Source organism: Acetobacterium sp. UBA5834 (genome assembly GCF_002435675.1).
Lineage (GTDB): Bacteria > Bacillota > Clostridia > Eubacteriales > Eubacteriaceae > Acetobacterium > Acetobacterium wieringae.
In genome coordinates this window covers 1-21,528 of sequence record NZ_DJGY01000039.1, presented here as the reverse complement: position 1 = coordinate 21,528, position 21,528 = coordinate 1, and the positions used below count along the sequence as shown (strand labels likewise).

General features: G+C 46.9%; 17 protein-coding genes. All 17 read left to right on the top strand.

What is annotated here, in order from left to right; translation table 11 throughout:
• The first annotated feature begins 29 nt into the window (after positions 1-29).
• The gene (gene dhaM / locus B3F51_RS08230; RefSeq protein WP_286946514.1) at positions 30-425 is read left to right on the top strand and encodes a dihydroxyacetone kinase phosphoryl donor subunit DhaM; all 396 of its coding nucleotides are present in this window, start codon (positions 30-32) and stop codon (positions 423-425) included.
• A gap of 156 nt (positions 426-581) precedes the next feature.
• Positions 582-1,589 (top strand): dihydroxyacetone kinase subunit DhaK, encoded by a 1,008-nt coding sequence (locus B3F51_RS08225; RefSeq protein ID WP_070372656.1) that lies wholly within the window; start codon positions 582-584, stop codon positions 1,587-1,589.
• Positions 1,590-1,726: 137 nt separating this feature from the next.
• Positions 1,727-2,368 carry a dihydroxyacetone kinase subunit DhaL gene (dhaL, locus tag B3F51_RS08220; protein WP_286946511.1) on the top strand — a complete coding sequence of 214 codons (642 nt, stop codon included), beginning with the start codon at positions 1,727-1,729 and terminating at the stop codon, positions 2,366-2,368.
• Positions 2,369-2,495: 127 nt separating this feature from the next.
• On the top strand, positions 2,496-3,263 hold the full coding sequence (locus B3F51_RS08215; RefSeq protein WP_286946510.1) for a glycerol-3-phosphate responsive antiterminator: 768 nt from the start codon (positions 2,496-2,498) through the stop codon (positions 3,261-3,263).
• A 45-nt stretch (positions 3,264-3,308) separates the two neighbouring features.
• Positions 3,309-3,956: an SGNH/GDSL hydrolase family protein gene (locus B3F51_RS08210; protein ID WP_286946508.1), complete on the top strand. Its 648-nt coding sequence runs from the start codon at positions 3,309-3,311 to the stop codon at positions 3,954-3,956.
• Positions 3,957-4,025: 69 nt separating this feature from the next.
• The gene (locus B3F51_RS08205) at positions 4,026-5,564 is read left to right on the top strand and encodes an amidohydrolase (protein WP_286946507.1); all 1,539 of its coding nucleotides are present in this window, start codon (positions 4,026-4,028) and stop codon (positions 5,562-5,564) included.
• Positions 5,565-5,580: 16 nt separating this feature from the next.
• Positions 5,581-7,068 carry a glycerol kinase GlpK gene (gene glpK / locus B3F51_RS08200; protein WP_286946506.1) on the top strand — a complete coding sequence of 496 codons (1,488 nt, stop codon included), beginning with the start codon at positions 5,581-5,583 and terminating at the stop codon, positions 7,066-7,068.
• Positions 7,069-7,182: 114 nt separating this feature from the next.
• The gene (locus B3F51_RS08195; protein ID WP_148638502.1) at positions 7,183-7,989 is read left to right on the top strand and encodes an amino acid ABC transporter substrate-binding protein; all 807 of its coding nucleotides are present in this window, start codon (positions 7,183-7,185) and stop codon (positions 7,987-7,989) included.
• A gap of 96 nt (positions 7,990-8,085) precedes the next feature.
• On the top strand, positions 8,086-8,748 hold the full coding sequence (locus tag B3F51_RS08190) for an amino acid ABC transporter permease (RefSeq protein WP_070372663.1): 663 nt from the start codon (positions 8,086-8,088) through the stop codon (positions 8,746-8,748).
• Positions 8,749-8,757: 9 nt separating this feature from the next.
• Positions 8,758-9,552, top strand: coding sequence for an amino acid ABC transporter ATP-binding protein (locus B3F51_RS08185; RefSeq protein ID WP_286946505.1), 795 nt, complete (start codon positions 8,758-8,760; stop codon positions 9,550-9,552).
• A gap of 379 nt (positions 9,553-9,931) precedes the next feature.
• The gene (locus B3F51_RS08180; protein ID WP_286946515.1) at positions 9,932-13,594 is read left to right on the top strand and encodes a DNA-directed RNA polymerase subunit beta; all 3,663 of its coding nucleotides are present in this window, start codon (positions 9,932-9,934) and stop codon (positions 13,592-13,594) included.
• Positions 13,595-13,624: 30 nt separating this feature from the next.
• A complete protein-coding gene (gene rpoC, locus B3F51_RS08175) occupies positions 13,625-17,299 on the top strand; it encodes a DNA-directed RNA polymerase subunit beta' (protein ID WP_286946504.1) in 3,675 nt (1,224 codons plus the stop codon).
• Between the two features lie 80 nt (positions 17,300-17,379).
• Entirely contained in the window at positions 17,380-17,619 is a 240-nt protein-coding gene (locus B3F51_RS08170) for a L7Ae/L30e/S12e/Gadd45 family ribosomal protein (protein WP_070372666.1), read from the top strand.
• Between the two features lie 102 nt (positions 17,620-17,721).
• Positions 17,722-18,096 (top strand): 30S ribosomal protein S12, encoded by a 375-nt coding sequence (gene rpsL, locus B3F51_RS08165; protein WP_070372667.1) that lies wholly within the window; start codon positions 17,722-17,724, stop codon positions 18,094-18,096.
• A gap of 140 nt (positions 18,097-18,236) precedes the next feature.
• Positions 18,237-18,707, top strand: a complete 471-nt coding sequence (rpsG, locus tag B3F51_RS08160; RefSeq protein WP_070372668.1) for a 30S ribosomal protein S7 — start codon at positions 18,237-18,239, stop codon at positions 18,705-18,707.
• 36 nt (positions 18,708-18,743) lie between these two features.
• Positions 18,744-20,819, top strand: a complete 2,076-nt coding sequence (fusA, locus tag B3F51_RS08155) for an elongation factor G (RefSeq protein WP_070372669.1) — start codon at positions 18,744-18,746, stop codon at positions 20,817-20,819.
• Positions 20,820-20,854: 35 nt separating this feature from the next.
• Positions 20,855-21,528: GTP-binding protein (locus B3F51_RS08150; RefSeq protein ID WP_286946501.1), on the top strand; the 674-nt coding region annotated here is incomplete at its 3' end.

Genomic DNA, 21,528 nt, shown 5'->3' with positions numbered 1-21,528 from the left:
GCTTGACAATATAGGAAGGAGGAAGAAAAATGACAGGCGTAATTATTGTGTCCCATAGCGAAAAGCTGGCCGAAGGGCTACGCGATATTGTGATGGAAATGAACGACGGCAGCGTTGATGTCATTGCGGCTGGTGGCGCTGACGGTGGCCGCATTGGTACCAATACCTTAAAAATCAAAGCGGCGATTGAATCACTTACCAAATGTGATCATATTCTTATTTTTGTCGATTTGGGCAGTGCCGTTTTGTGTAGCGAAACAGCCATCGAAATGCTGGATGATGACATCCAGGAAAAGGTTCATATTGTTGATGCTCCCTTGGTTGAAGGGGTGGTTGGCGGTGTGGTTCAGGCGACCATCTGCAATGATCTGGAACAGATCATTGCAACGGCAAAAGAAGGGGCAACCCTCAGAAAAGTGTGTTAAAAAAAACAAAAAATGGGTAAATAATACCCGGGCGGGCAGAAAATCCCCGGAGTCCGGCAATGAAATAGTGTCAAATGGCTAGGTAACGAGTATTTATTTTGGCATGGTTCTTGCTTTTAAGAAAACGTATACAAATTATTTTTTCAGGAGGATGAAATGAAACGATTAATCAATGATCCCTATGATGTAGTAGAAGAAATGCTGGCCGGTTACGTAACGGCCCACAAAGATCATGTGGTTTTGGATCAGGCATCAGAAGCCCAGGGCCGAGTGGTCGTCAGCAAAAGCGCCAAGCAAAAAGATAAGGTTGGCGTGATCATCGGTGGTGGCTCCGGTCATGAACCGTTGTTTTTGGGGTATGTGGGCAAAGGCTTTGCTGATGCGGCGGTTATTGGTAACATTAATACCTCTCCATCGCCTGATCCTTGCTATGCATCGGTTAGAGCGGTGGATACCGGAAAGGGTTGCATCTATCTTTACGGGAACTATGCCGGTGATGTCATGAACTTTGATATGGGTGCTGAAAAAGCCGACGAAGAAGACGGCATCCGGGTCGAAACCGTATTGATTACTGATGATGTTATTTCTTCAGAGAACATTGAAGATCGTCGGGGGATTGCCGGAGATTTCTTTGTCTTTAAAGTAGCTGGAGCCAAGGCGGAAATGGGCGGTGATTTAGATGAAGTGGTCGCTGTTGCTAAAAAGTGCAACGATGTTACCCGCACGATGGGTGTGGCGATGTCCTCAGCCACCCTGCCATCTAAAGGCGGCCCGATTTTTGAAATGGAAGACGGTGACATGGAAATCGGCATGGGTATCCATGGTGAACCTGGGGTTCGTCGGGGCAAAATTGAACCAGCGGACAAGGTCATTGACCAAATTATGGCACCAATTCTGGCGGATCTCCCTTATACAGCTGGCGATGAAGTATACGTCCTGGTCAATAGCCTCGGCGCCACGCCGCTGATGGATCTTCATATCTGCTTCCGTCGGGTTGCCGAGATCCTGGCAGAAAAGGGTATTACCATCTACAAATCCCTGATCGGTTCCTATGCTTCCTCGATGGATATGGCCGGAATGTCCGTCACCCTGGTTAAGCTGGATGACGAGATCAAAGAATTATTGGATTATCCCTGCGATACTCCTTATTTTAAACAGTTTTAAGCCCGAATCCCAGAAAAATAAACGATCAAAATCTATTCTTAAATAACAATTTCTTAATAACATAACCCTAAATCTTAATAACAAACCAAATGGGCGGTCAGAAGACTGCCCATTAATCCATTGTCAGGAGAAAGAATATGAGCGATTATATCTTAAATAAAGACTATTTTATTGCAGTCATTGAAGACCTTATTGAAATGGCAGAAGAAAAAAAGGAATACTTTATTCAATTGGATTCCGCCATCGGCGACGGCGATCACGGCATGAATTTAAGCATTGGTTTTCGTGAAGTCAGTAAAAATCTGGAAGAATGGAAATCAGAAGATATTAACACTATCTTTAAAAATGCCGGGACAGCCTTGCTGGACAAGGTTGGCGGAGCCGCTGGTCCATTGTATGGGGGCTTTTTTATGAAGTTCGGCCTGCCAGTCAAAGGCAAAGATGAGGTCACCTTCGATGAATTCATTGAGATGATGGAGTCTGGCGTGGCCATCATCGAAAAGCGTGGCAAAGCAGTGGTTGGCGATGCAACCATGGTCGATACTCTGCGTCCGGCGGTTGATGCCATGAAAAAAGCCTATCACGATGACGGGTGCTCACCCAAAGAAGCGATGAAAATCGCCATGGAAGTGGGTGCTGATGGGTCGGATTCCACCGTGCCACTGGTTGCCAAAAAAGGTCGGGCCATGCGTCTGGGCGAACGGGCCATCGGTCATCGGGATCCGGGATCAGCCTCCAGTGCGGCGATGTTGGAAGTTTTCTATAAACACATGCCATAATCCTTACAGCTGCTTCGTGTAAATATAGCAAATCGACCTTGACAATATCGCGGAATAAGCATAAAATAAAAGATAGTAAACCATTACAAAAGAATACCAACAGGGCAAGAGTTTAAGAGATGTCCGTATGATACTGTGGTGCGTCACGCCGGAATGTCCGGCTGTGCCCAGTATGATGCGGACTTTTTTCACGTTTGAAATAAGTACCGGAAAAAACCGGGACAATCGCCGGAGGGCGGCAAAAGCCCAAGGAGCAAAAGCGATCAGGCAACGGGGCGTGGAACATCGGGAAGTGAGTACTGAGAAAGGAATGCCTGTGGAAACAAAAAATACAAACAAGCCATTTAAAAGCAAACCGGTGATCCCCTCGGTTCATCAGCGCAAAGAACTGCTTTATGCCATGGCAGAAACCGGAGCGGATTGGATCATGCTCAAATTGGGAGACGTCAACACTCTGGCGCAACTGGTGGGGCATATTCATCGTTTCGGAAAAAAGGTGATGGTTCACCAGGATTCGATAAAAGGAATTGCCCGGGATAAAATGGGTATCCAGTATATGGCAAACTGTGGGGTTGACTGCGTCATTACGATGAAAGCGCCCTGTGTGAAATATATCAAAGAGGCCGGGATGATCGCCGCCTTTGGTTTTTTCGTGATTGATTCTGATGCCTGCCGTAGTGGTTTAGCGAATATCAAAGAACAACAGCCGGATGTGGTTATTCTGATGCCGGGTACCCTGCCCCTGCAGCTTATCCGGGAGATAAAAAATGAAGCCGGGACACCCATCATCCTGGGCGGCTTAATGACAACCGCCGAACAAATCACCGGAGCGATGACCACGGGTGTGGCTGCCGTCGCCACCAGCAATCCGGATTTATGGAATCTGGAAAGCTGAGGCTTTTTATTGGTATCAAAAATTTATATAAATGGAGGAAAATTCATGAAGAACGTAATGATTTTTGGCGATTCAAACACCTGGGGATGGGATCCATCCAATGATCTGGTTGACGTGATTAAACGCTGGCCGGATGAGGTTCGCTGGGCCGGAGTACTTCAGCAGGAACTGGGTGGTGATTACAAGGTGATTCCCGAAGGACTAAACGGTCGAACCACTGTATGGGATGACCCGATTGAAGAATACCGCTGTGGCAAGCAGCATATTATCCCGCTGCTGGATAGTCATGCGCCGCTGGATCTGGTGATCATTATGATCGGCACCAATGATTTAAAATGCCGTTATACCGTGACCGCTCAGGATATTGCCAATGGCGCCAGTCTGATTCTCGACAAAACCCTGGCCCAGGTTGGTGCTTTTGGTCCCGATGGTCCCAAGGTTCTCTTTATTGCGCCACCACCGCTGGGTCCCATTGAAGATGGCATCTTTAGCGTGATGTTTGCTGGTAATCGGGAAAAATCAATCGAGATGGCCAAATTCTATCAGGGTGTCGCGGAAAGCCGGGGCGTGCCTTTCTTTGATGCCGCCACGGTGGCGAAGGTCAGTGCGATCGACGGTCTTCATCTCGGTGCCGATGGTCATGCCGCCCTTGGTAAAGCAGTTGCCGTCGAAGTTAAAAAGATCCTGGAGTAAAGAAAAATGGCGGCAGCGATGCCGCCATTCGGGATTAAACCATGATGTTATAGGGGAAAGGAGGCTGCTATGGAAAACAAACTGGCCCTGATAAACGGGATTGGGGTGACCATGGATGCGAATCAGCCGTCGTGCCAGGGCATTTATATAAAGGATGGCGTCATCGAGAAAATCGGGTCGACCCCGGTCATAAAAAATCTGGCAGCAGGTGAAGGCGCGCAGATTATCGATCTGGGTGGAAAAACGTTTATACCGGGGCTTCACGACTGCCACGTGCATATGATGAGCACCGGTTTGTCAGCGATTGGGATTAACCTCTATCATTGCCGGTCGGTTAAAGAGGTGCTGGAAACATTGGTAAAGGAACAGACAGGTGATTCCAGCGAATGGATTTTTGGCTATGGTCTGGATGAATCCCGGCTGGTCGAAAAAAGGCCGCCCACTGCTGCCGAGCTGGATAGCTGTTTTAAAGAGCGACCAGTCTATCTGGTGGATCGGGGGCTGCACTATACCCAGGTCAATACCATCGCCATGGAATTGATGGCCATTGGCGAAACCGAAGACGGTCTGGGCCGGGATGCCGCCGGAAATTTATCAGGTCGGCTGCACAGTCAGGCCAACAGCCATGCCCGGAAGTATTTTTTTGACAAGATGAGCTGGGCCCAGCGGGAAACGGCCATCCGCCATACGGCGCAAATCGCCGTGGCCATGGGGGTCACCACCATTCATGCCATGGAAGGTGGGGATCTGTCTTCGGATTACGACATTCCGGTGTTTTTAAAGATCATCGACGAACTGCCCATTCATGTGGTGCTCCATTGGTGCAGCACTCGAGTGGCGGATGTTGTCGCCCAAAATCTTAAAATCATTGGCACCGATATTCTTCTGGATGGCTCAATTGGTTCCCGGACGGCAGCTTTTAAAAAAGCCTATTGTGATGATCCCACCTCGGTGGGCGAGCTTTTTTTCTCCGATGAATGGGTCACTAGCTACATTGAAGCCGCCCATCGGGCTGGATTGCAGACCGGGTTTCATGCCATTGGCCAGCGGGCCATCACGCAGGTATTGAATTGTCTGGAACAGGCTCTTGCTAAGTTTCCGATGCCGGATCACCGTTTCCGGATTGAACACTTCGGCTTTCCTGATGAATGCGACATAAAACGGGCGGCCGCCCTGGGTGCCGTGATTTCTACCCAGCCAGCCTTTACCTATTTGCGGGGCGGCCCCGACAGTGTTTATGAAGAACGGGTGGGGCCAAAACGCAATCGTCGGGCTTATCCCCTGCGGGAACTGCTGGATGCCGGTTTGGTGGTCAATGGCGGCTCCGATTCCAATGTCACCCCCATCAATCCGCTGTTGGGCATCCATGCGGCGGTTAATCCGCCCTATTCCGGGAACGCCATCAGTCCCGTCGAGGCCCTGCGACTCTTTACTATTGATGGCGCCTATACGGCCAAAGAAGAAAAAATCCGGGGCAGCTTGAGGGCTGGCAAAGCCGGGGATATTACGGTGCTCAATCAAAATCCATTGGCGGTGGCACCAGAAACGATCAAAGAGATTGACGTGGCAATGACGATTTTTAAGGGTAAGATCGTGTATCAAAAATAAAGAATGGAGAAAGACAATGAAATATATTTTAGGAATTGATGAAGGCACCACCGGCGTAAAGGTCATGATTTTTGACAAAGCGGTCAATATCATTTCGCAAGCTTACTCGGAATTCACCCAACACTTTCCCCAGTCTGGCTGGGTTGAACATGATGCCAATGAAATCTGGGCGGTTACCCTAAAAATGGTGGACGAAGCCCTGCAAAAGGGGAACATCAAACCTCAACAAATTGAAGCGATTGGGATTACCAATCAGCGGGAAACCACTGTGTTTTGGGATAAAAATACCGGTCAGCCGGTTTGTCGGGCGATCGTCTGGCAGGATCGCCGCACCCTGGATATCTGCGAAGGCCTGGAAGCCAAAGACGGGGCTGGGATTGTCGATCGCACCGGGATGATCATTGTCCCCAATGATGCGGCCACCAAAATCCGCTGGCTGCTGGATCACGACCAAAAGGTCAGAACCGGCGTTGATAAGGGGGAACTGCTGTATGGCACTATCGATACCTGGCTGGTCTGGAAGCTGACCGGTGGCCAGGCTCACGTCACCGATTATTCTAATGCCTCCGTGACCCTGCTGCAAAACGCCCGAACCCTGGACTATGATGAGTGGATTTTAAAGGAACTGGCGATTCCCCGGGAAATTCTACCGGAGCTGCGAACATCCAGTGAGGTTTATGGCCTGACTGATCCGGAGGTTTTCTTTGGTGTTGCCGTGCCAGTGGCGGGAATCCTGGGCGATCAGCAGGCGGCGGCCTTTGGTCAGGGCTGTCTGGAAAAAGGAATGGCCAAAAACACCTACGGCACCGGTTCCTTCATGGTGATGAATACCGGTGATAAATATGTTCCCCCATCAGACGGCGTTTTCTCTCCGGTTTTGTGGAGTGCCAAGGGCCGAACCGATTACGGTCTGGAAGGAATGGCCGATGTTTCCGGGGCGGTCCTCCAATGGTTGCGGGACGGCCTGGGGATTATTGACGATGCCAAAGAGGCTGAGGAATTAGCCCGGCAGGTTGAGGACAGTATGGGGGTTTATTTCGTCCCGGCCTTTGTCGGATTAGGGGCACCCTATTATGATTCCTATGCCCGGGGCACCATTATCGGGATCTCCCGGGGAACCACCAAACAGCACATTGCCCGGGCGGCTCTGGAGTCGATGGCCTTCCAGGTCAAGGACGCCTTTAATGTGATGGAAAAGAAGTCCGGCTTTAAACTGACCAGACTAAGAGCTGACGGCGGTGGTGCCAAAAGTGATTTTTTGCTGCAGTTTCAGGCAAATATTTTGGGGGTTCCAGTAGAGCGGCCGGTAATCACCGAAACTACCACCCTGGGAGCCGTCTACGCCGCCGGATTGGCAGTGGGCTACTGGGACAGCTTTGAAGAAATCGGCCAATTCTGGAAAATTGAAAAACGTTTTGAACCGCAAATCAATGATTCCAAACGTCAGGAATTATGCGGATTCTGGGATAAAGCCGTGAACCGGTCAGCCGGTTGGCTAAAATAATCCAGGGATGATTTCTGGCATTATCCTAAAAATTTTGATGTAAAGGACTAGCAATGCACAGTGATAAAGTGTATAATAGCCTCAGATTATATTAGGAAAAGAGGACTAAAAGGAATGAAAAAAAGAAGTATACTTGGCCTGATGCTGGTAGTCGTTCTGGTTGCCGGATTATTTGCCGGTTGCAGCAGCACTGCTAAAAAAACTGAAGACAATGCAAACAATGACGACAAGACCTTTGTGGTCGGCTTGGATGACTCCTTCCCACCAATGGGCTTTAGAGATGACAAAAACGAAATTGTTGGTTTCGATGTCGATCTGGCCAAAGAAGTTGGTAAGCGAATGGGCATGGAAGTGGTTCTGCAACCGATCAACTGGGACACCAAGGAACTGGAACTGGATTCCGGTAATATCGATGTCATCTGGAATGGCTTAACCATCACCGACGAACGTAAGCAAGCTATGGATTTCACTGCACCCTACCTGGAAAATGATCAGGTGATTGTAGTCAAAAAAGATTCTCCGATTAAAACCAAAGCCGATTTAGCCGGTAAAAATGTTGGGGTTCAAAAAGGTTCTTCAGCTTATGATGCCTTTACAGCTGACCCGATCAGCAAAGAGGCAGCAGCCTTAAATGAATACCCGGAAAATGTATCGGCCCTGAGCGATCTGGGCATTGGCCGAATCGATGCTGTTGTGGTAGACTCCATTGTCGCCCGCTACTACATTACCTCTGAAAATGCCGAGTTTGTCATCTTAAGCGAAAGCTTATCACCCGAACTGTACGGTGTTGGAATTAAAAAAGGAAACACCCAGCTGCTGACTCAGGTTCAGGATGCTCTGGATGCGATGATTGCTGATGGCACCGCCGCCACCATTTCGACCAAATGGTTTGGTGAAGACATTATCTACAAAGCAAACTAACAGAAAACAATCAGTTTTTAGAAATCGGATCGTTTCGATCCGATTTTTTTATGACTGGTGATACCATAACTTTAATTCATTCCTCAGGAGAAAAAAATGTCAGATTTTTATATTTATTTATCAAATATCACCGTGCCGATGTTGCAGGGGATGGTGATTACGCTCAGTGTTTTTGCGGTCACCATTGTCTGTTCGCTGCCGCTGGGTTTTATGTTTACCCTGATGGCCCGAAGTCGGATAGCGCCGGTTAAATCATTTGCCAAGGGTTATATTTATGTGGTCCGGGGGACACCGCTGTTGCTCCAGATCATGTTTGTTTATTTTGGCCTGCCGCTGCTGCCGGTGGTGGGAGACTACCTTGTGTTTGAACGGTTTACTGCCGCCTGTATTGCTTTTTGCATGAACTATGCTGCATATTTTGCCGAAATCTTCCGGGGTGGTTTGCTGGCCATTGATAAGGGCCAGTACGAAGCCGCCAAGGTGCTGGGGCTGACCAAAATCGAAACGATGACCCGGGTGGTGATCCCTCAGATGATTCGGGTTTGCTTACCGGCGATCAGCAACGAAACCATCACCCTGGTCAAAGACACTGCTCTGGTCACGGTTATTGGGGTAGCGGAGATTCTTCACTATGCCAAAACCTCAGTTAACCGGGATGGCGATACCTTTGCTTTTCTGGTGGCGGGAGCCCTGTATCTGCTGATCAATTTTGTGATCACGATGGTGTTTAAAAAGCTTGAAAACAAATACGAGTTCTAGAGGAAAACGATGGAAATTATAAAAGTCAATCAACTCAATAAAAGTTTTGGGAACAATCACGTCTTAAAAGACATCTCGTTTACCGTCAATAAGGGCGATGTGATGGCCATCATCGGGTCATCCGGATCGGGTAAATCGACACTGTTGCGTTGCCTGATTGATCTCGAGAAGGCTGACAGCGGGGACATCATCATGGAGGGGAAGCCGCTGCTAAAAGATGGCGTCTACCCCAGTGCCCCGGAGATCCGCACCATTATCATGAAAATGGGGATGGTCTTTCAGCACTTTAATCTGTTTCCCCACCTCACCGTTCGCCAGAATCTGGAACTGGCGCCCAAGGTCGTCAAAAAAGAAGAAGTGGTTGCGATGAATACCCGTGCTGAAGCCTATCTTAATAAGGTCGGCCTATTGGATCGGATTGATGCGATGCCTTCGACTCTATCGGGTGGTGAAAAACAGCGGGTGGCGATTGCCCGGGCCCTGATGATGAACCCGGATATTCTGCTTTTTGATGAACCCACCTCAGCCCTGGACCCGGAACTGACCGGCGAAGTATTAAGCGTTATGCAAAGCCTGGCCAATGAACACATGACGATGGTGGTGGTGACTCACGAAATGGGTTTTGCCCGGGAGGTGGCCAACAAGGTGGTCTTTATGGATTCGGGAACCATCCTTGAAGAGGGAACCCCGGAAGACATCTTTATCCATCCCAAAGAAAAACGTACCCAGGAGTTTTTAAGCAGCATCCTGCGCAATCAGAAAAAGAAAACCGCTAAAAAATATCGGCTGAAAAAATATTGCTGAGTCAATTATAAAAAGCGACGAAAAAAAGCCTTCCGTCAGTGAGCCGGAAGGCTTTTTGAATGCAAAAATAGATTTGACAAAAATAAAATTTTGTGATAGCATATAAAATTGCATTGGTATCTTTTAAAATAAGGTTAGAATGCATCCTTGTCGTCAATTTTAGCGGAATCAACGGAAGCATTTGCGACCCGGTCATGAATAACTGATCAAAGGGGAAACATGTCGGAGTCAGCGGATATGAAATTGATTACGTTACTAATCATAACACAAGGCGAGATGAAACACAACAGGCAAATTTGGGATACCCACAGGCTCGACACCAGTCGCTGGGGGGTAATCCGTTGCTGAGTATTTTTGCGAGGGGTGATATTGGATGGTAATGTTGCATCCTGAAAAAGATGGTTTAAGAACACGCCAAAGCTTTTCTAAAATCAAAGAAGTTATTGAAATGCCGAACCTGATCGAGGTTCAGAAAGATTCATACAACTGGTTTATCGAAAAAGGACTCAAAGAGGTTTTTGACGATATTGATAAAATCGAAGACTACACGGGAAATCTGGTTTTAGAATTCGTGGATTATTCCATTGAGGGAAAACCGAAGTATTCAGTGGAGGAGTGTAAAGAAAGGGATCAAACCTACTTTATACCATTAAAAGTAACAGTTCGTTTAATTAATAAAGAAAAGAACGAAGTTAAAGAGCAAAAGGTTTATATGGCCGATTTGCATAAAATGACCGAAACCGGAACCTTCATTGTCAATGGAGCGGAACGGGTTATTGTCAGCCAGCTGGTCAGGTCACCAGGCGCCTATTTTTCCTTGAGCCGTGATAAACTGGGGAAAAAACTGTTTTCAGCCCAGGTCATTCCGAATCGTGGGGCCTGGTTGGAATACGAAACAGATTCCAATGACATCATGTACGTTAAAATCGACCGAACCCGTAAATTACCGATCACAGCACTGATTCGGGCTCTGGGATTGGGAACCAATCAGGAAATTCTTGATTTTTACGGTGACGATTACCGACTGATTGAAACGATCAAAAAAGATGAAAATAACAATATGAAATCAACCCGGGATGGTCTGATTGAAATCTACAAAAGACTGCGTCCCGGTGAGCCACCAACCGTGGAAAGTGCGCAATCCCTGCTTAACTCCATGTTTTTTGACGATCGCCGCTACGACCTGGCCAAGGTCGGCCGTCACAAATACAATAAGAAATTAGCCCTGGCTACCCGAATTGCCGGTCAGCGGGCCGCCCAGGCTGTCGTTAATCCGGAAACCGGGGAAGTTTATGTGGAAGAAGGCGAAATTATTTCCAATGATATCGCCACAGATATCCAAAATTCCGGGATCAACGTGGTTGATGTCCGGGTGGATGATAAAGCGGTTCGGGTTATCGGTAATGGTTTTGTCGACATCAACGCTCAGGATCTGCCCTTTGACATCAGTGATCTGGACATTAAAGAATTTGTCTGTTATGAAGTGCTAAAAGAGATTTTAGAATCAGATATGACGGATGACGAAAAGAAAAAATCCCTTAAAAAGCGGATGGATGAGCTGGTTCCCAAGCATGTGCTGATCTCCGATCTCCATGCCTCGATCTCTTATATTATTGGTTTGGATTATGACATCGGCGCTATTGATGATATTGACCATTTGGGCAACCGTCGTTTGCGTTCGGTCGGCGAACTGCTGCAAAATCAGTTTAGAATCGGTTTGTCCCGAATGGAACGGGTGGTACGGGAGAGAATGTCAGTTCAGGATGATGAGATTTTAACCCCTCAGGGTTTAATCAACACCCGTCCGGTTAATGCCGCCTTAAAAGAATTTTTCGGTAGCTCCCAGTTGTCCCAGTTTATGGATCAAACCAACCCATTGGCCGAACTGACCCATAAGCGTCGTTTATCAGCATTGGGTCCTGGCGGGTTAAGCCGTGAACGGGCCGGTTTTGAGGTTCGAGACGTCCACCATAGTCATTACGGTCGGATGTGTCCAATTGAAACTCCTGAAGGTCCCAACATTGGACTAATCGGTTCCCTTAGTACCTATGCCCGGGTCAATGAGTATGGTTTTATCGAAGCCCCCTATCGAAAGGTTTATGATGGTGTGGTTTCCGATGAAATTCATTATCTGGCCGCCGATGAAGAAGGCCGTTACACCATTGCCCAGGCCAATGAACCATTGGATGAAAACAATCGCTTTATCCGCAAACAGGTTACGGGTCGTGCTGGCAGCAAACGGGATTTCGTACTGATTCCCCCGGATCGGGTCGATTACATGGATATTTCGCCGAAACAGATTGTTTCGGTGGCGACATCGCTGATTCCCTTCCTTGAAAATGATGATGCCAACCGGGCTCTGATGGGTGCCAACATGCAACGTCAGGCGGTGCCGCTGCTGATTCCCAAAGCACCAGTTATTGGTACCGGGATGGAACATAAGGCCGCCAAAGACTCGGGTGTTTGTGTGATTGCCAAACGAGCCGGTACCATCGAACGGGTGGAGGCCTCAGCCATTCACATCCGCACCGAAAACGGTGAACTGGATAAATATACCTTACTTAAATTTAAACGCTCCAATCAGGGCACCTGTATGAACCATAAACCACTGGTCAACAAAGGTCAAGTTGTTCAGGCTGGCGAAATCATTGCCGATGGTCCATCCACCGAAATGGGCGAACTGGCCCTGGGTCGAAACATTCTGATGGGCTTTATGACCTGGGAAGGTTACAACTACGAGGATGCCATCCTGATTAATGAAAAACTGTTAAAAGAAGATGTCTTTACCTCGATCCATATCGAAGAATTTGAAGCCGAAGCCCGGGAAACCAAACTGGGACCGGAAGAAATTACCCGGGATATTCCCAATGTCAGTGAAGATGCGCTGAAGAACCTCGATGAACGGGGAATTATCTTTGTCGGCGCGGAGGTTAAATCCGATGATATCCTGGTCGGGAAGGTCACACCTAAAGGTGAAACCGATCTGTCTGCCGAAGAAAAACTGCTGCGGGCTATCTTTGGTGAAAAAGCCCGGGAAATCCGGGATACCTCACTGAAAGTTCCCCATGGAGAATCCGGGATTGTTCTGGATGTTAAGGTCTTCTCAAGAGAAAATAAAGATGAAGATTTAAAACCGGGGGTTAATACCCTGGTGCGGGTTCTGATTGCCGTTAAACGAAAAATCTCAGTTGGGGATAAAATGGCGGGTCGCCATGGTAACAAAGGGGTTATTTCCCGAATTTTGCCGGAAGAAGATATGCCGTTTATGCCAGACGGAACCGCTCTGGAAATTGTGCTTAATCCGCTGGGGGTACCTTCGCGAATGAATATCGGTCAGGTATTGGAAGTCCATCTGGGACTGGCCATGCGATCAATCGGCTGGCATATTGCCACCCCGGTTTTTGACCCGGCCAATGAACAGGACATTATGGATCTGCTTACTCAGGCAGGCTTGCCGGAAGATGGTAAGATCCAGCTTTATGATGGCCGTAGCGGGGAACCCTTTGATAATAAGGTAACCGTCGGTTACATGTATATCCTTAAACTTCACCATTTGGTTGATGATAAGATGCATGCCCGTTCAACCGGACCCTACTCTTTAGTGACCCAGCAACCGTTGGGCGGTAAAGCTCAATTCGGGGGCCAGCGTTTTGGAGAAATGGAAGTTTGGGCCCTGGAAGCTTACGGCGCCGCCCATACCCTGCAGGAAATTTTAACGATTAAGTCCGATGATGTCGTCGGCCGGGTTAAAGCCTATGAAGCCATTGTCAAAGGCGAAAACATTCCCAAACCAGGGATTCCGGAATCCTTCAAAGTACTGATGAAAGAATTCCAGAGTTTGGGTCTGGATGTCAATATCCTAAATGACCAGGAAGTTGTCAAGATTCTGGATGACGAAATGGACGAGCGGGATCCGCTCGAAGAACTGGCCATCGAAATCGGCAGTACTGAACTTTCCGAAATTGGTGATGACGTGAAATTGGAAGATAGCTTCCAGATTAAGAGCATTGATGATGACGAATTCGAAGATGACTTATATTAATAAATTCAAAACAGAAGGGAGCGAAGCCATTTGTTAAACGAGGAATTCACCTTCAAATCCTTACAGATCGGATTGGCCTCACCTGAGAAAATCAGAGAGTGGTCACGTGGAGAAGTAAAAAAACCGGAAACCATTAATTATAGAACCCTGAAACCGGAAAAAGAGGGGTTGTTTTGTGAGAAAATTTTTGGACCGCAGAAAGACTGGGAGTGTAATTGTGGTAAGTACAAGCGTATTCGCCATAAGGGCATTGTCTGTGAAAACTGTGGGGTTGAAGTAACTAAGGCAAAGGTCAGACGGGAACGGATGGGTCATATTGAATTGGCTTCTCCAGTATCACATATCTGGTATTTTAAAGGCATCCCCAGTCGAATGGGATTGATCCTGGAAATGTCGCCCCGAAATCTGGAAAAAATTATTTATTTTGCTGCCTATGTGGTCACTGATCCCGGTGAAAGTAATTTTGATTTCAAACAGATTTTAACCGAAGCGGAATATAAAGAAGCAAAAAGTCAATTTGGCAATAAGTTTACCGCCAGCATTGGCGCCGAAGCGATTCAGGAACTCTTGAAACTGGTTGACCTTGATCAGGAATCTGCCGTACTCAAAGAAGAACTCAAAGGCAGCTCCGGTCAGAAAAAAATCCGGGTTGCCCGACGACTGGAAGCGGTTGAAGCGTTTCGCAGCTCCAATAACCGTCCGGAGTGGATGATTCTTGAAACCATTCCAGTTATCCCACCGGAATTGCGACCAATGGTACAGCTCGATGGGGGCCGTTTTGCGACCTCGGATCTCAATGATCTGTACCGTCGGGTCATTAACCGAAACAACCGGCTGCTAAAGCTGCTGGAACTGGATGCGCCGGATATCATTGTTCAAAATGAAAAACGGATGCTTCAGGAAGCAGTCGATGCCCTGATTGACAATGGGCGTCGTGGCCGGGCCGTCACCGGACCGGGTAACCGTCCGTTTAAATCCCTCAGTGACATGCTTAAAGGGAAACAGGGTCGATTCCGTCAGAACCTTTTGGGAAAACGGGTTGACTACTCGGGCCGTTCGGTTATCGTCGTTGGACCGGATCTGAAAATGTTCCAATGCGGTTTGCCAAAAGAAATGGCCATTGAACTGTTTAAACCATTTGTAATGCGGGAACTGGTGGGCCGTAACCTGTCACAAAATATAAAAAGTGCCAAAAAAATGGTTGAAAAACTCGATCCGATTGTCTGGGATGTACTGGAAGATGTCATTCAGGAACATCCAGTACTGCTTAATCGGGCCCCGACCCTCCATCGTTTGGGGATTCAGGCTTTTGAACCGATTCTGGTTGAAGGGAAAGCGATTAAGCTTCATCCCCTGGTTTGTACTGCCTACAATGCCGACTTTGACGGCGATCAGATGGCGGTTCATGTGCCCTTATCGGTTGAAGCCCAGGCCGAAGCCCGCTTCCTGATGCTGGCATCCAATAATATTCTTAAGCCCCAGGATGGAACTCCGGTTGTGGCACCAACCCAGGATATGATTCTGGGAACCTACTATATGACCATCTACAAAAAAGATGGCAAGGGTACCGGTAGTATCTTTAGAGATCTGGACGAAATGGAAATGGCTTACTTTAACAAGGATGTCGATCTGCACGCCATGGTTAAGGTACGGATTGCTAAAGAGATCGATGGCGAAACGGTGACCCGTCTGGTTGAAGCGACGGTGGGACGATTTATTTTTAACACCATTATTCCCCAGGAATTAGGTTTCGTCAAACGGGAAACCGTCGAAGATCAGTTTAAACTGGAAATCGACCGCCAAGTGAATAAGAAAGTTCTCTCAGAAATCGTTGAGCGATGCTACAAAACCTTCGGACCCACCAAAACATCGGAAGTGCTGGATGAAATCAAGCGCTTAGGTTTTAAATTCTCAACCCGTGGTGCCATCACCGTTGGTGTCAGCGATATGGAAGTTCCGAAAAATAAAGAGGAAATCCTTTCAAAGGCCGATGATAAGATCACCGAAAATATGATGCTTTACCGTCAAGGGTTTATCAGTGATGAAGAACGTTACAACAACGTCGTTGAAATCTGGAACCGAGCCACCGATGAGGTTACTGATGCCCTGCTCGATCACCTCGAGGATCTTAATCCGATCAATATGATGGCCGATTCCGGGGCCCGAGGTAGCAAGAACCAGATTCGGCAGCTGGCCGGGATGCGTGGTCTGATGGCCAACCCAAGTGGTCGTATCATCGAACTGCCAATCCGCTCCAACTTCCGTGAAGGATTAAATGTACTGGAATTTTTCTCCTCCACTCATGGGGCCCGAAAAGGTCTGGCCGATACCGCCCTTAGAACGGCCGATTCCGGGTATCTGACAAGGCGTCTGGTTGATGTCAGTCAGGATGTCATTGTCCGCGAAGATGACTGTGGGACGACCCGGGGCTATGAAGTATCAACCATCAATGATCACGGCGAAATCATCGAAACCCTGCAGGAACGACTGGTCGGACGCTATGCCTTTGAAGATGTGAAGCATCCGGAAACCGGTGAAATACTGGCTCCGGCTGGTGAAATCATCTCCACCGAAATGGCTCAGAATATTGAAAAAGCTGGTATCGAAAAAGTATTGATTCGGGCGGCCTTCAATTGTCAGTCTAAATATGGGGTTTGTAAGAAATGCTATGGTGTTGATTTAACCACCTGGCGACCGGTTGAAATTGGTGAAGCGGTCGGGATTATCGCCGCCCAGTCAATTGGTGAACCGGGAACCCAGCTGACCATGCGTACCTTCCATACCGGTGGGGTTGCCTCCGCTGACGATATCACCCAGGGTCTTCCACGTATCGAAGAGCTTTTTGAAGCCCGAAAACCAAAAGGTCAGGCGATTATTTCAGAAATTGACGGTCGCGTTGAAATTCAGGATAACCAGAAAAAAACCGAAGCGGTGGTTACCGGCGCAGATGGTGAAATGAAGGTTTACCTGATTCCGTACGGGTCGCGACTGCGGGTTCACACCGGCGATCAATTAGCCGCCGGGGATGAAATCACCGAAGGTTCGATTAATCCCAGTGATATCTTAAGAATCCAGGGGATTGACCATGTTCAACAATACCTGCTTCAGGAAGTTCAAAAAGTTTACCGGATGCAGGGTGTACACATTGGTGACAAGCATCTGGAAGTCATTATCCGTCAGATGCTGCGTAAAGTTAAGGTTGAAAACCCTGGTGACACCAATTTACTGGCCGGCAGCTTAGTGGATATTTTCAGTTTTGAAGAAGAAAACAAAGCCGCCCGGGAAGAAGGTGGCGAGGAAGCCACCGCCAGTCGGGAACTGTTGGGGATCACCAAAGCCTCACTGGCAACCGATTCCTTCTTGTCAGCTGCATCCTTCCAGGAAACCACTCGGGTATTAACCGATGCCGCCATTAAAGGCAAGGTTGACCCACTGATCGGTCTGAAAGAAAATGTTATCATCGGTCAATTGGTACCTGCTGGTACCGGTGTTAAGATGTATGGTGACGTTGATCTGGTTTATGAACGGGAAGAAGACGATGTGTACGAAGATATACTTGAAGAAGACAACAGCGCTGAATCCCTGGATATTGTTTTTGATGATGATATCCTGAACGCTTATGTTGAGGAAGAACAGGAAGAAACCGAAGACGCCATTATTACGGATCTCGATATCTTCGATCTGGATTTCTTAACAAAAGAATAATTCTTGACATTTAAAGCTCAAACAGGTATAGTAATTAGGTGTGTTTATCGAAACACGCAGACAGCAAGAAGGAGGAACCGATGAATCAATTTGTTGATGTTTCAAAAGTGATTGGAATGAAACAAACTCTCAAGGCTGTAAAAGAAGGAAAAGCACTTAAAGTCATTTTGGCAGAAGATACCGATGAAAGTATCAAAAAAAGCATCGTTGAATGCTGCGACAGCCATCAGATCACAGTGGAACGAGTTGAAACCAAGGTGGGACTCGGAAAAGCTGGCGGGATTGATCGGGCTGCCGCCGTCATTGCGATTATTAAATAACACTAGCCGGGGTTGTCATCAAGATAACCCTGGTTCTAAACAAGTCATTAATAATCGTTTCGATTATTGATATATTATTATTAAAAGGAGGTGCAGGACTAAATGCCTACCATTAATCAGCTTGTAAAAAAAGGAAGAAAAAGTCTGGATGAAAAAACCAAAACTCCAGCTTTGAAAGCAAACCCTCAAAAAAGAGGCGTATGTACAGCAGTTAGAACATCCACACCAAAGAAACCAAACTCGGCGCTTCGAAAAATCGCCAGAGTTCGTCTCGTTAACGGAATGGAAGTAACCGCTTATATCCCAGGGATTGGACACAATCTGCAGGAACATAGTATTGTTCTGGTAAAAGGCGGACGTGTTAAGGATTTACCAGGGGTTCGTTACAAAATTATCCGTGGTGCGCTTGATACCGCTGGTGTTGACGCTCGTAGACAAGCTCGATCCAAATACGGGGCTAAGAAGCCTAAAAAGTAGTAGTGCATAGTGCTGCATATTCAAGCGCTCGTTATTTAAATTGATCGAGACCAAATATATGTTAGAGACGCTATACGCACAACAACGAAACGTTGGATGTCGAGTACCGATGAACATAAAATGTTAAGGAGGGAAGTAAAGTGCCTAGAAAAGGACCTGTTCCAAAAAGAGAAGTTTTACCTGATCCAATCTATGGAAGTATTGTTGTAACCAAATTAATCAACAACATCATGTTAGATGGGAAAAAAGGTGTTGCCCAAAAAATCGTTTACGATGCATTTGAAAAAGTTACTGAAAAAACTGGCAAAGATGCGCTGGAAGCATTCCAGGAAGCCCTTGCCAATATCACACCTGTTTTAGAAGTAAAAGCTCGCCGTGTTGGTGGTGCAACCTATCAAGTGCCAATGGAAATCCGTGCTGAGCGTAAGCAGGCTTTGGGGCTTCGTTGGTTAGTTAATTACTCCAGAAAAAGATCTGAAAAAACCATGAAGGATCGTTTAGCTGGTGAAATTATGGATGCACTCAATAATAGTGGTGCAGCTGTTAAGAAAAAAGATGATACCCACGCTATGGCTGAAGCGAATAAAGCTTTTGCACATTACCGTTGGTAATTTGTTTAGATTTAGAAATAAGAGAGGAAAGCATCTGTGTCAAGAGAGTATAGTTTAGCAAAAACAAGAAATATAGGTATTATGGCACATATTGATGCAGGAAAAACCACTACCACAGAAAGAATCCTGTTCTATTCCGGAAAAATCCATAAAATTGGAGAAACCCATGATGGGGTTTCCCAAATGGACTGGATGGAACAGGAACAAGAAAGAGGTATTACCATTACCTCGGCAGCAACCACGTGTTTTTGGAAAGACAACCGGATCAATATCATTGATACACCAGGACACGTTGATTTTACCGTAGAAGTTGAACGATCATTGCGCGTTCTCGACGGATCGGTCGCTGTTTTTTGTGCAAAGGGTGGCGTTGAACCGCAATCAGAGACAGTATGGCGTCAAGCAGATAAATATCATGTTCCCCGAATGGCTTACATCAACAAGATGGACATTACCGGAGCTGATTTTTATAACGTACTGAAAATGATGGAAGACCGTTTAAACGCAAATCCTGTTCCAATTCAATTACCTATTGGCAAAGAAAGTGATTTTGTAGGGATCATTGACCTTCTGAATATGAAGGCGATGATTTATCAAGATGACTTAGGTGAAAAAATCGATATCGTCGATATTCCTGAAGATATGACAGAACTGGCTGAAGAATATCGTGAAAAACTGATTGAATCTATCGCTGATCACGATGAAGCTATCATGGAAAAATTCCTGGAAGGCGAAGACATCGGTATTGATGAGTTAAAAACAGCCATTCGAAAAGCAACATTGAATGTTGATATTATTCCGGTTGTTTGTGGCTCTTCCTATAAAAACAAAGGTGTTCAGCTGGTACTGGATGCAGTTGTGGATTATATGCCATCTCCATTGGATGTACCGGCGATTACCGGGATCAATCCAGATACTGAAGAAGAAGACAGCCGTAAAGCAAGTGATGACGAGCCATTCTCAGCACTGGCATTTAAGATCATGACTGACCCCTTTGTTGGAAAACTGGCATTCTTCCGGGTCTATTCCGGAACGATTGACTCCGGTTCCTATGTTTTCAACTCGTCAAAACGAAAAAGAGAACGTCTGGGCCGAATTCTGCAAATGCACGCCAATCATCGTGAAGAGATTACCACGGTTTATACCGGGGATATCGCTGCGGCAGTTGGTTTGAAAGATACCTCAACTGGGGATACCCTGTGTTCTGACAAAGCACCCATTATTCTGGAGTCCATGGAATTCCCGGAACCGGTAATCCATGTTGCGATTGAACCAAAAACAAAAGCTGGCCAGGAAAAAATGAGTACCGCTTTAGCCAAATTGGCAGAAGAAGATCCAACTTTCAGAACTCATACTGACGAAGAAACCGGTCAAACCATCATCTCTGGAATGGGTGAGCTTCACCTTGACATCATCATTGACCGTATGTTACGAGAGTTTAAAGTTGAAGCTAATGTTGGGGCACCACAGGTTGCTTACAAAGAATCCATTACCAAAGCTGTTGACGCTGAAGGTAAATTTGCGCGTCAATCCGGTGGACGTGGTCAATACGGTCATTGTCTCATCCGCATGGAGCCTGTTGAACCAGGTACTGGATACATCTTCGAAAACAAAACCGTTGGGGGATCAATTCCTAAAGAATTCATCAACCCAATTAATCAGGGGATTGAAGAAGCCATGCGTAATGGTGTGTTAGCTGGATATCCGGTACTTGATCTTAAGGTTACCGTTTATGATGGTTCTTACCATGACGTGGATTCATCCGAAATGGCCTTTAAAGTGGCTGGATCGATGGCATTCAAAAACGGGATGCGAAAAGCCGATCCGGTTATCTTAGAACCAGTTTTCAAACTGGAAGTTGTTATTCCGGAAGAATACATGGGTGACGTTATGGGGGATATTAACTCCCGACGTGGTCGTGTTGAAGGAATGGAAATGCGTGGCGGTGCCCAGATTATTAAGGGGATGGTGCCATTGGCTGAAATGTTCGGCTATGCAACCACCCTTCGAAGCAAGACCCAGGGACGTGGCGTTTACACCATGCAGTTCTCACACTATGAAGCTGTGCCGAAGTCAATTTCTGAGCAGATCATAGAAGGTCGTAAACAATAATAAATCAATAAAATAAATTTTAAGGAGAAGAACAAATGGCAAAGTCAAAATTTGAAAGAAATAAGCCCCACGTAAATGTTGGAACAATTGGTCACGTTGACCACGGTAAAACCACATTAACAGCGGCCATCACATCTGTATTAAACAAGCGATTTGGAACCGGTGAAGCCGTAGCATTCGAAAACATCGATAAAGCCCCAGAAGAAAGAGAGCGTGGAATCACCATTTCTACAGCTCACGTTGAATATGAAACAGCTAACCGTCATTACGCACACGTTGACTGCCCGGGCCATGCCGATTATGTTAAAAACATGATCACTGGTGCTGCCCAAATGGATGGTGCCATCCTGGTTGTTAGTGCTGCCGATGGTCCAATGCCACAGACGCGTGAACATATCCTGTTAAGCCGTCAGGTAGGTGTACCATACATCGTTGTTTTCTTAAACAAAGTGGATATGGTCGATGACGAAGAATTACTGGAATTAGTTGAAATGGAAGTTCGTGAACTGCTTGACGAATACGAATTCCCAGGCGATGATACCCCAATCATTCCCGGATCTGCTTTAAAAGCGTTAGAAGATCCAGACGGAGAATGGGGCGACAAAATTGTTGAACTGATGACAGCTGTTGACAACTGGATCCCCGATCCAGAACGTGATACCGACAAACCATTCCTGATGCCAGTAGAAGATGTTTTCTCAATCACTGG

Bases quoted from the DNA above. Each gene is read 5' to 3' on its own strand.
- dhaM (WP_286946514.1), top strand. From the start codon at position 30: ATGACAGGCGTAATTATTGTGTCCCATAGCGAAAAGCTGGCCGAAGGG.
- B3F51_RS08225 (WP_070372656.1), top strand. From the start codon at position 582: ATGAAACGATTAATCAATGATCCCTATGATGTAGTAGAAGAAATGCTG.
- dhaL (WP_286946511.1), top strand. From the start codon at position 1,727: ATGAGCGATTATATCTTAAATAAAGACTATTTTATTGCAGTCATTGAA.
- B3F51_RS08215 (WP_286946510.1), top strand. From the start codon at position 2,496: ATGATACTGTGGTGCGTCACGCCGGAATGTCCGGCTGTGCCCAGTATG.
- B3F51_RS08210 (WP_286946508.1), top strand. From the start codon at position 3,309: ATGAAGAACGTAATGATTTTTGGCGATTCAAACACCTGGGGATGGGAT.
- B3F51_RS08205 (WP_286946507.1), top strand. From the start codon at position 4,026: ATGGAAAACAAACTGGCCCTGATAAACGGGATTGGGGTGACCATGGAT.
- glpK (WP_286946506.1), top strand. From the start codon at position 5,581: ATGAAATATATTTTAGGAATTGATGAAGGCACCACCGGCGTAAAGGTC.
- B3F51_RS08195 (WP_148638502.1), top strand. From the start codon at position 7,183: ATGAAAAAAAGAAGTATACTTGGCCTGATGCTGGTAGTCGTTCTGGTT.
- B3F51_RS08190 (WP_070372663.1), top strand. From the start codon at position 8,086: ATGTCAGATTTTTATATTTATTTATCAAATATCACCGTGCCGATGTTG.
- B3F51_RS08185 (WP_286946505.1), top strand. From the start codon at position 8,758: ATGGAAATTATAAAAGTCAATCAACTCAATAAAAGTTTTGGGAACAAT.
- B3F51_RS08180 (WP_286946515.1), top strand. From the start codon at position 9,932: ATGTTGCATCCTGAAAAAGATGGTTTAAGAACACGCCAAAGCTTTTCT.
- B3F51_RS08170 (WP_070372666.1), top strand. From the start codon at position 17,380: ATGAATCAATTTGTTGATGTTTCAAAAGTGATTGGAATGAAACAAACT.
- rpsL (WP_070372667.1), top strand. From the start codon at position 17,722: ATGCCTACCATTAATCAGCTTGTAAAAAAAGGAAGAAAAAGTCTGGAT.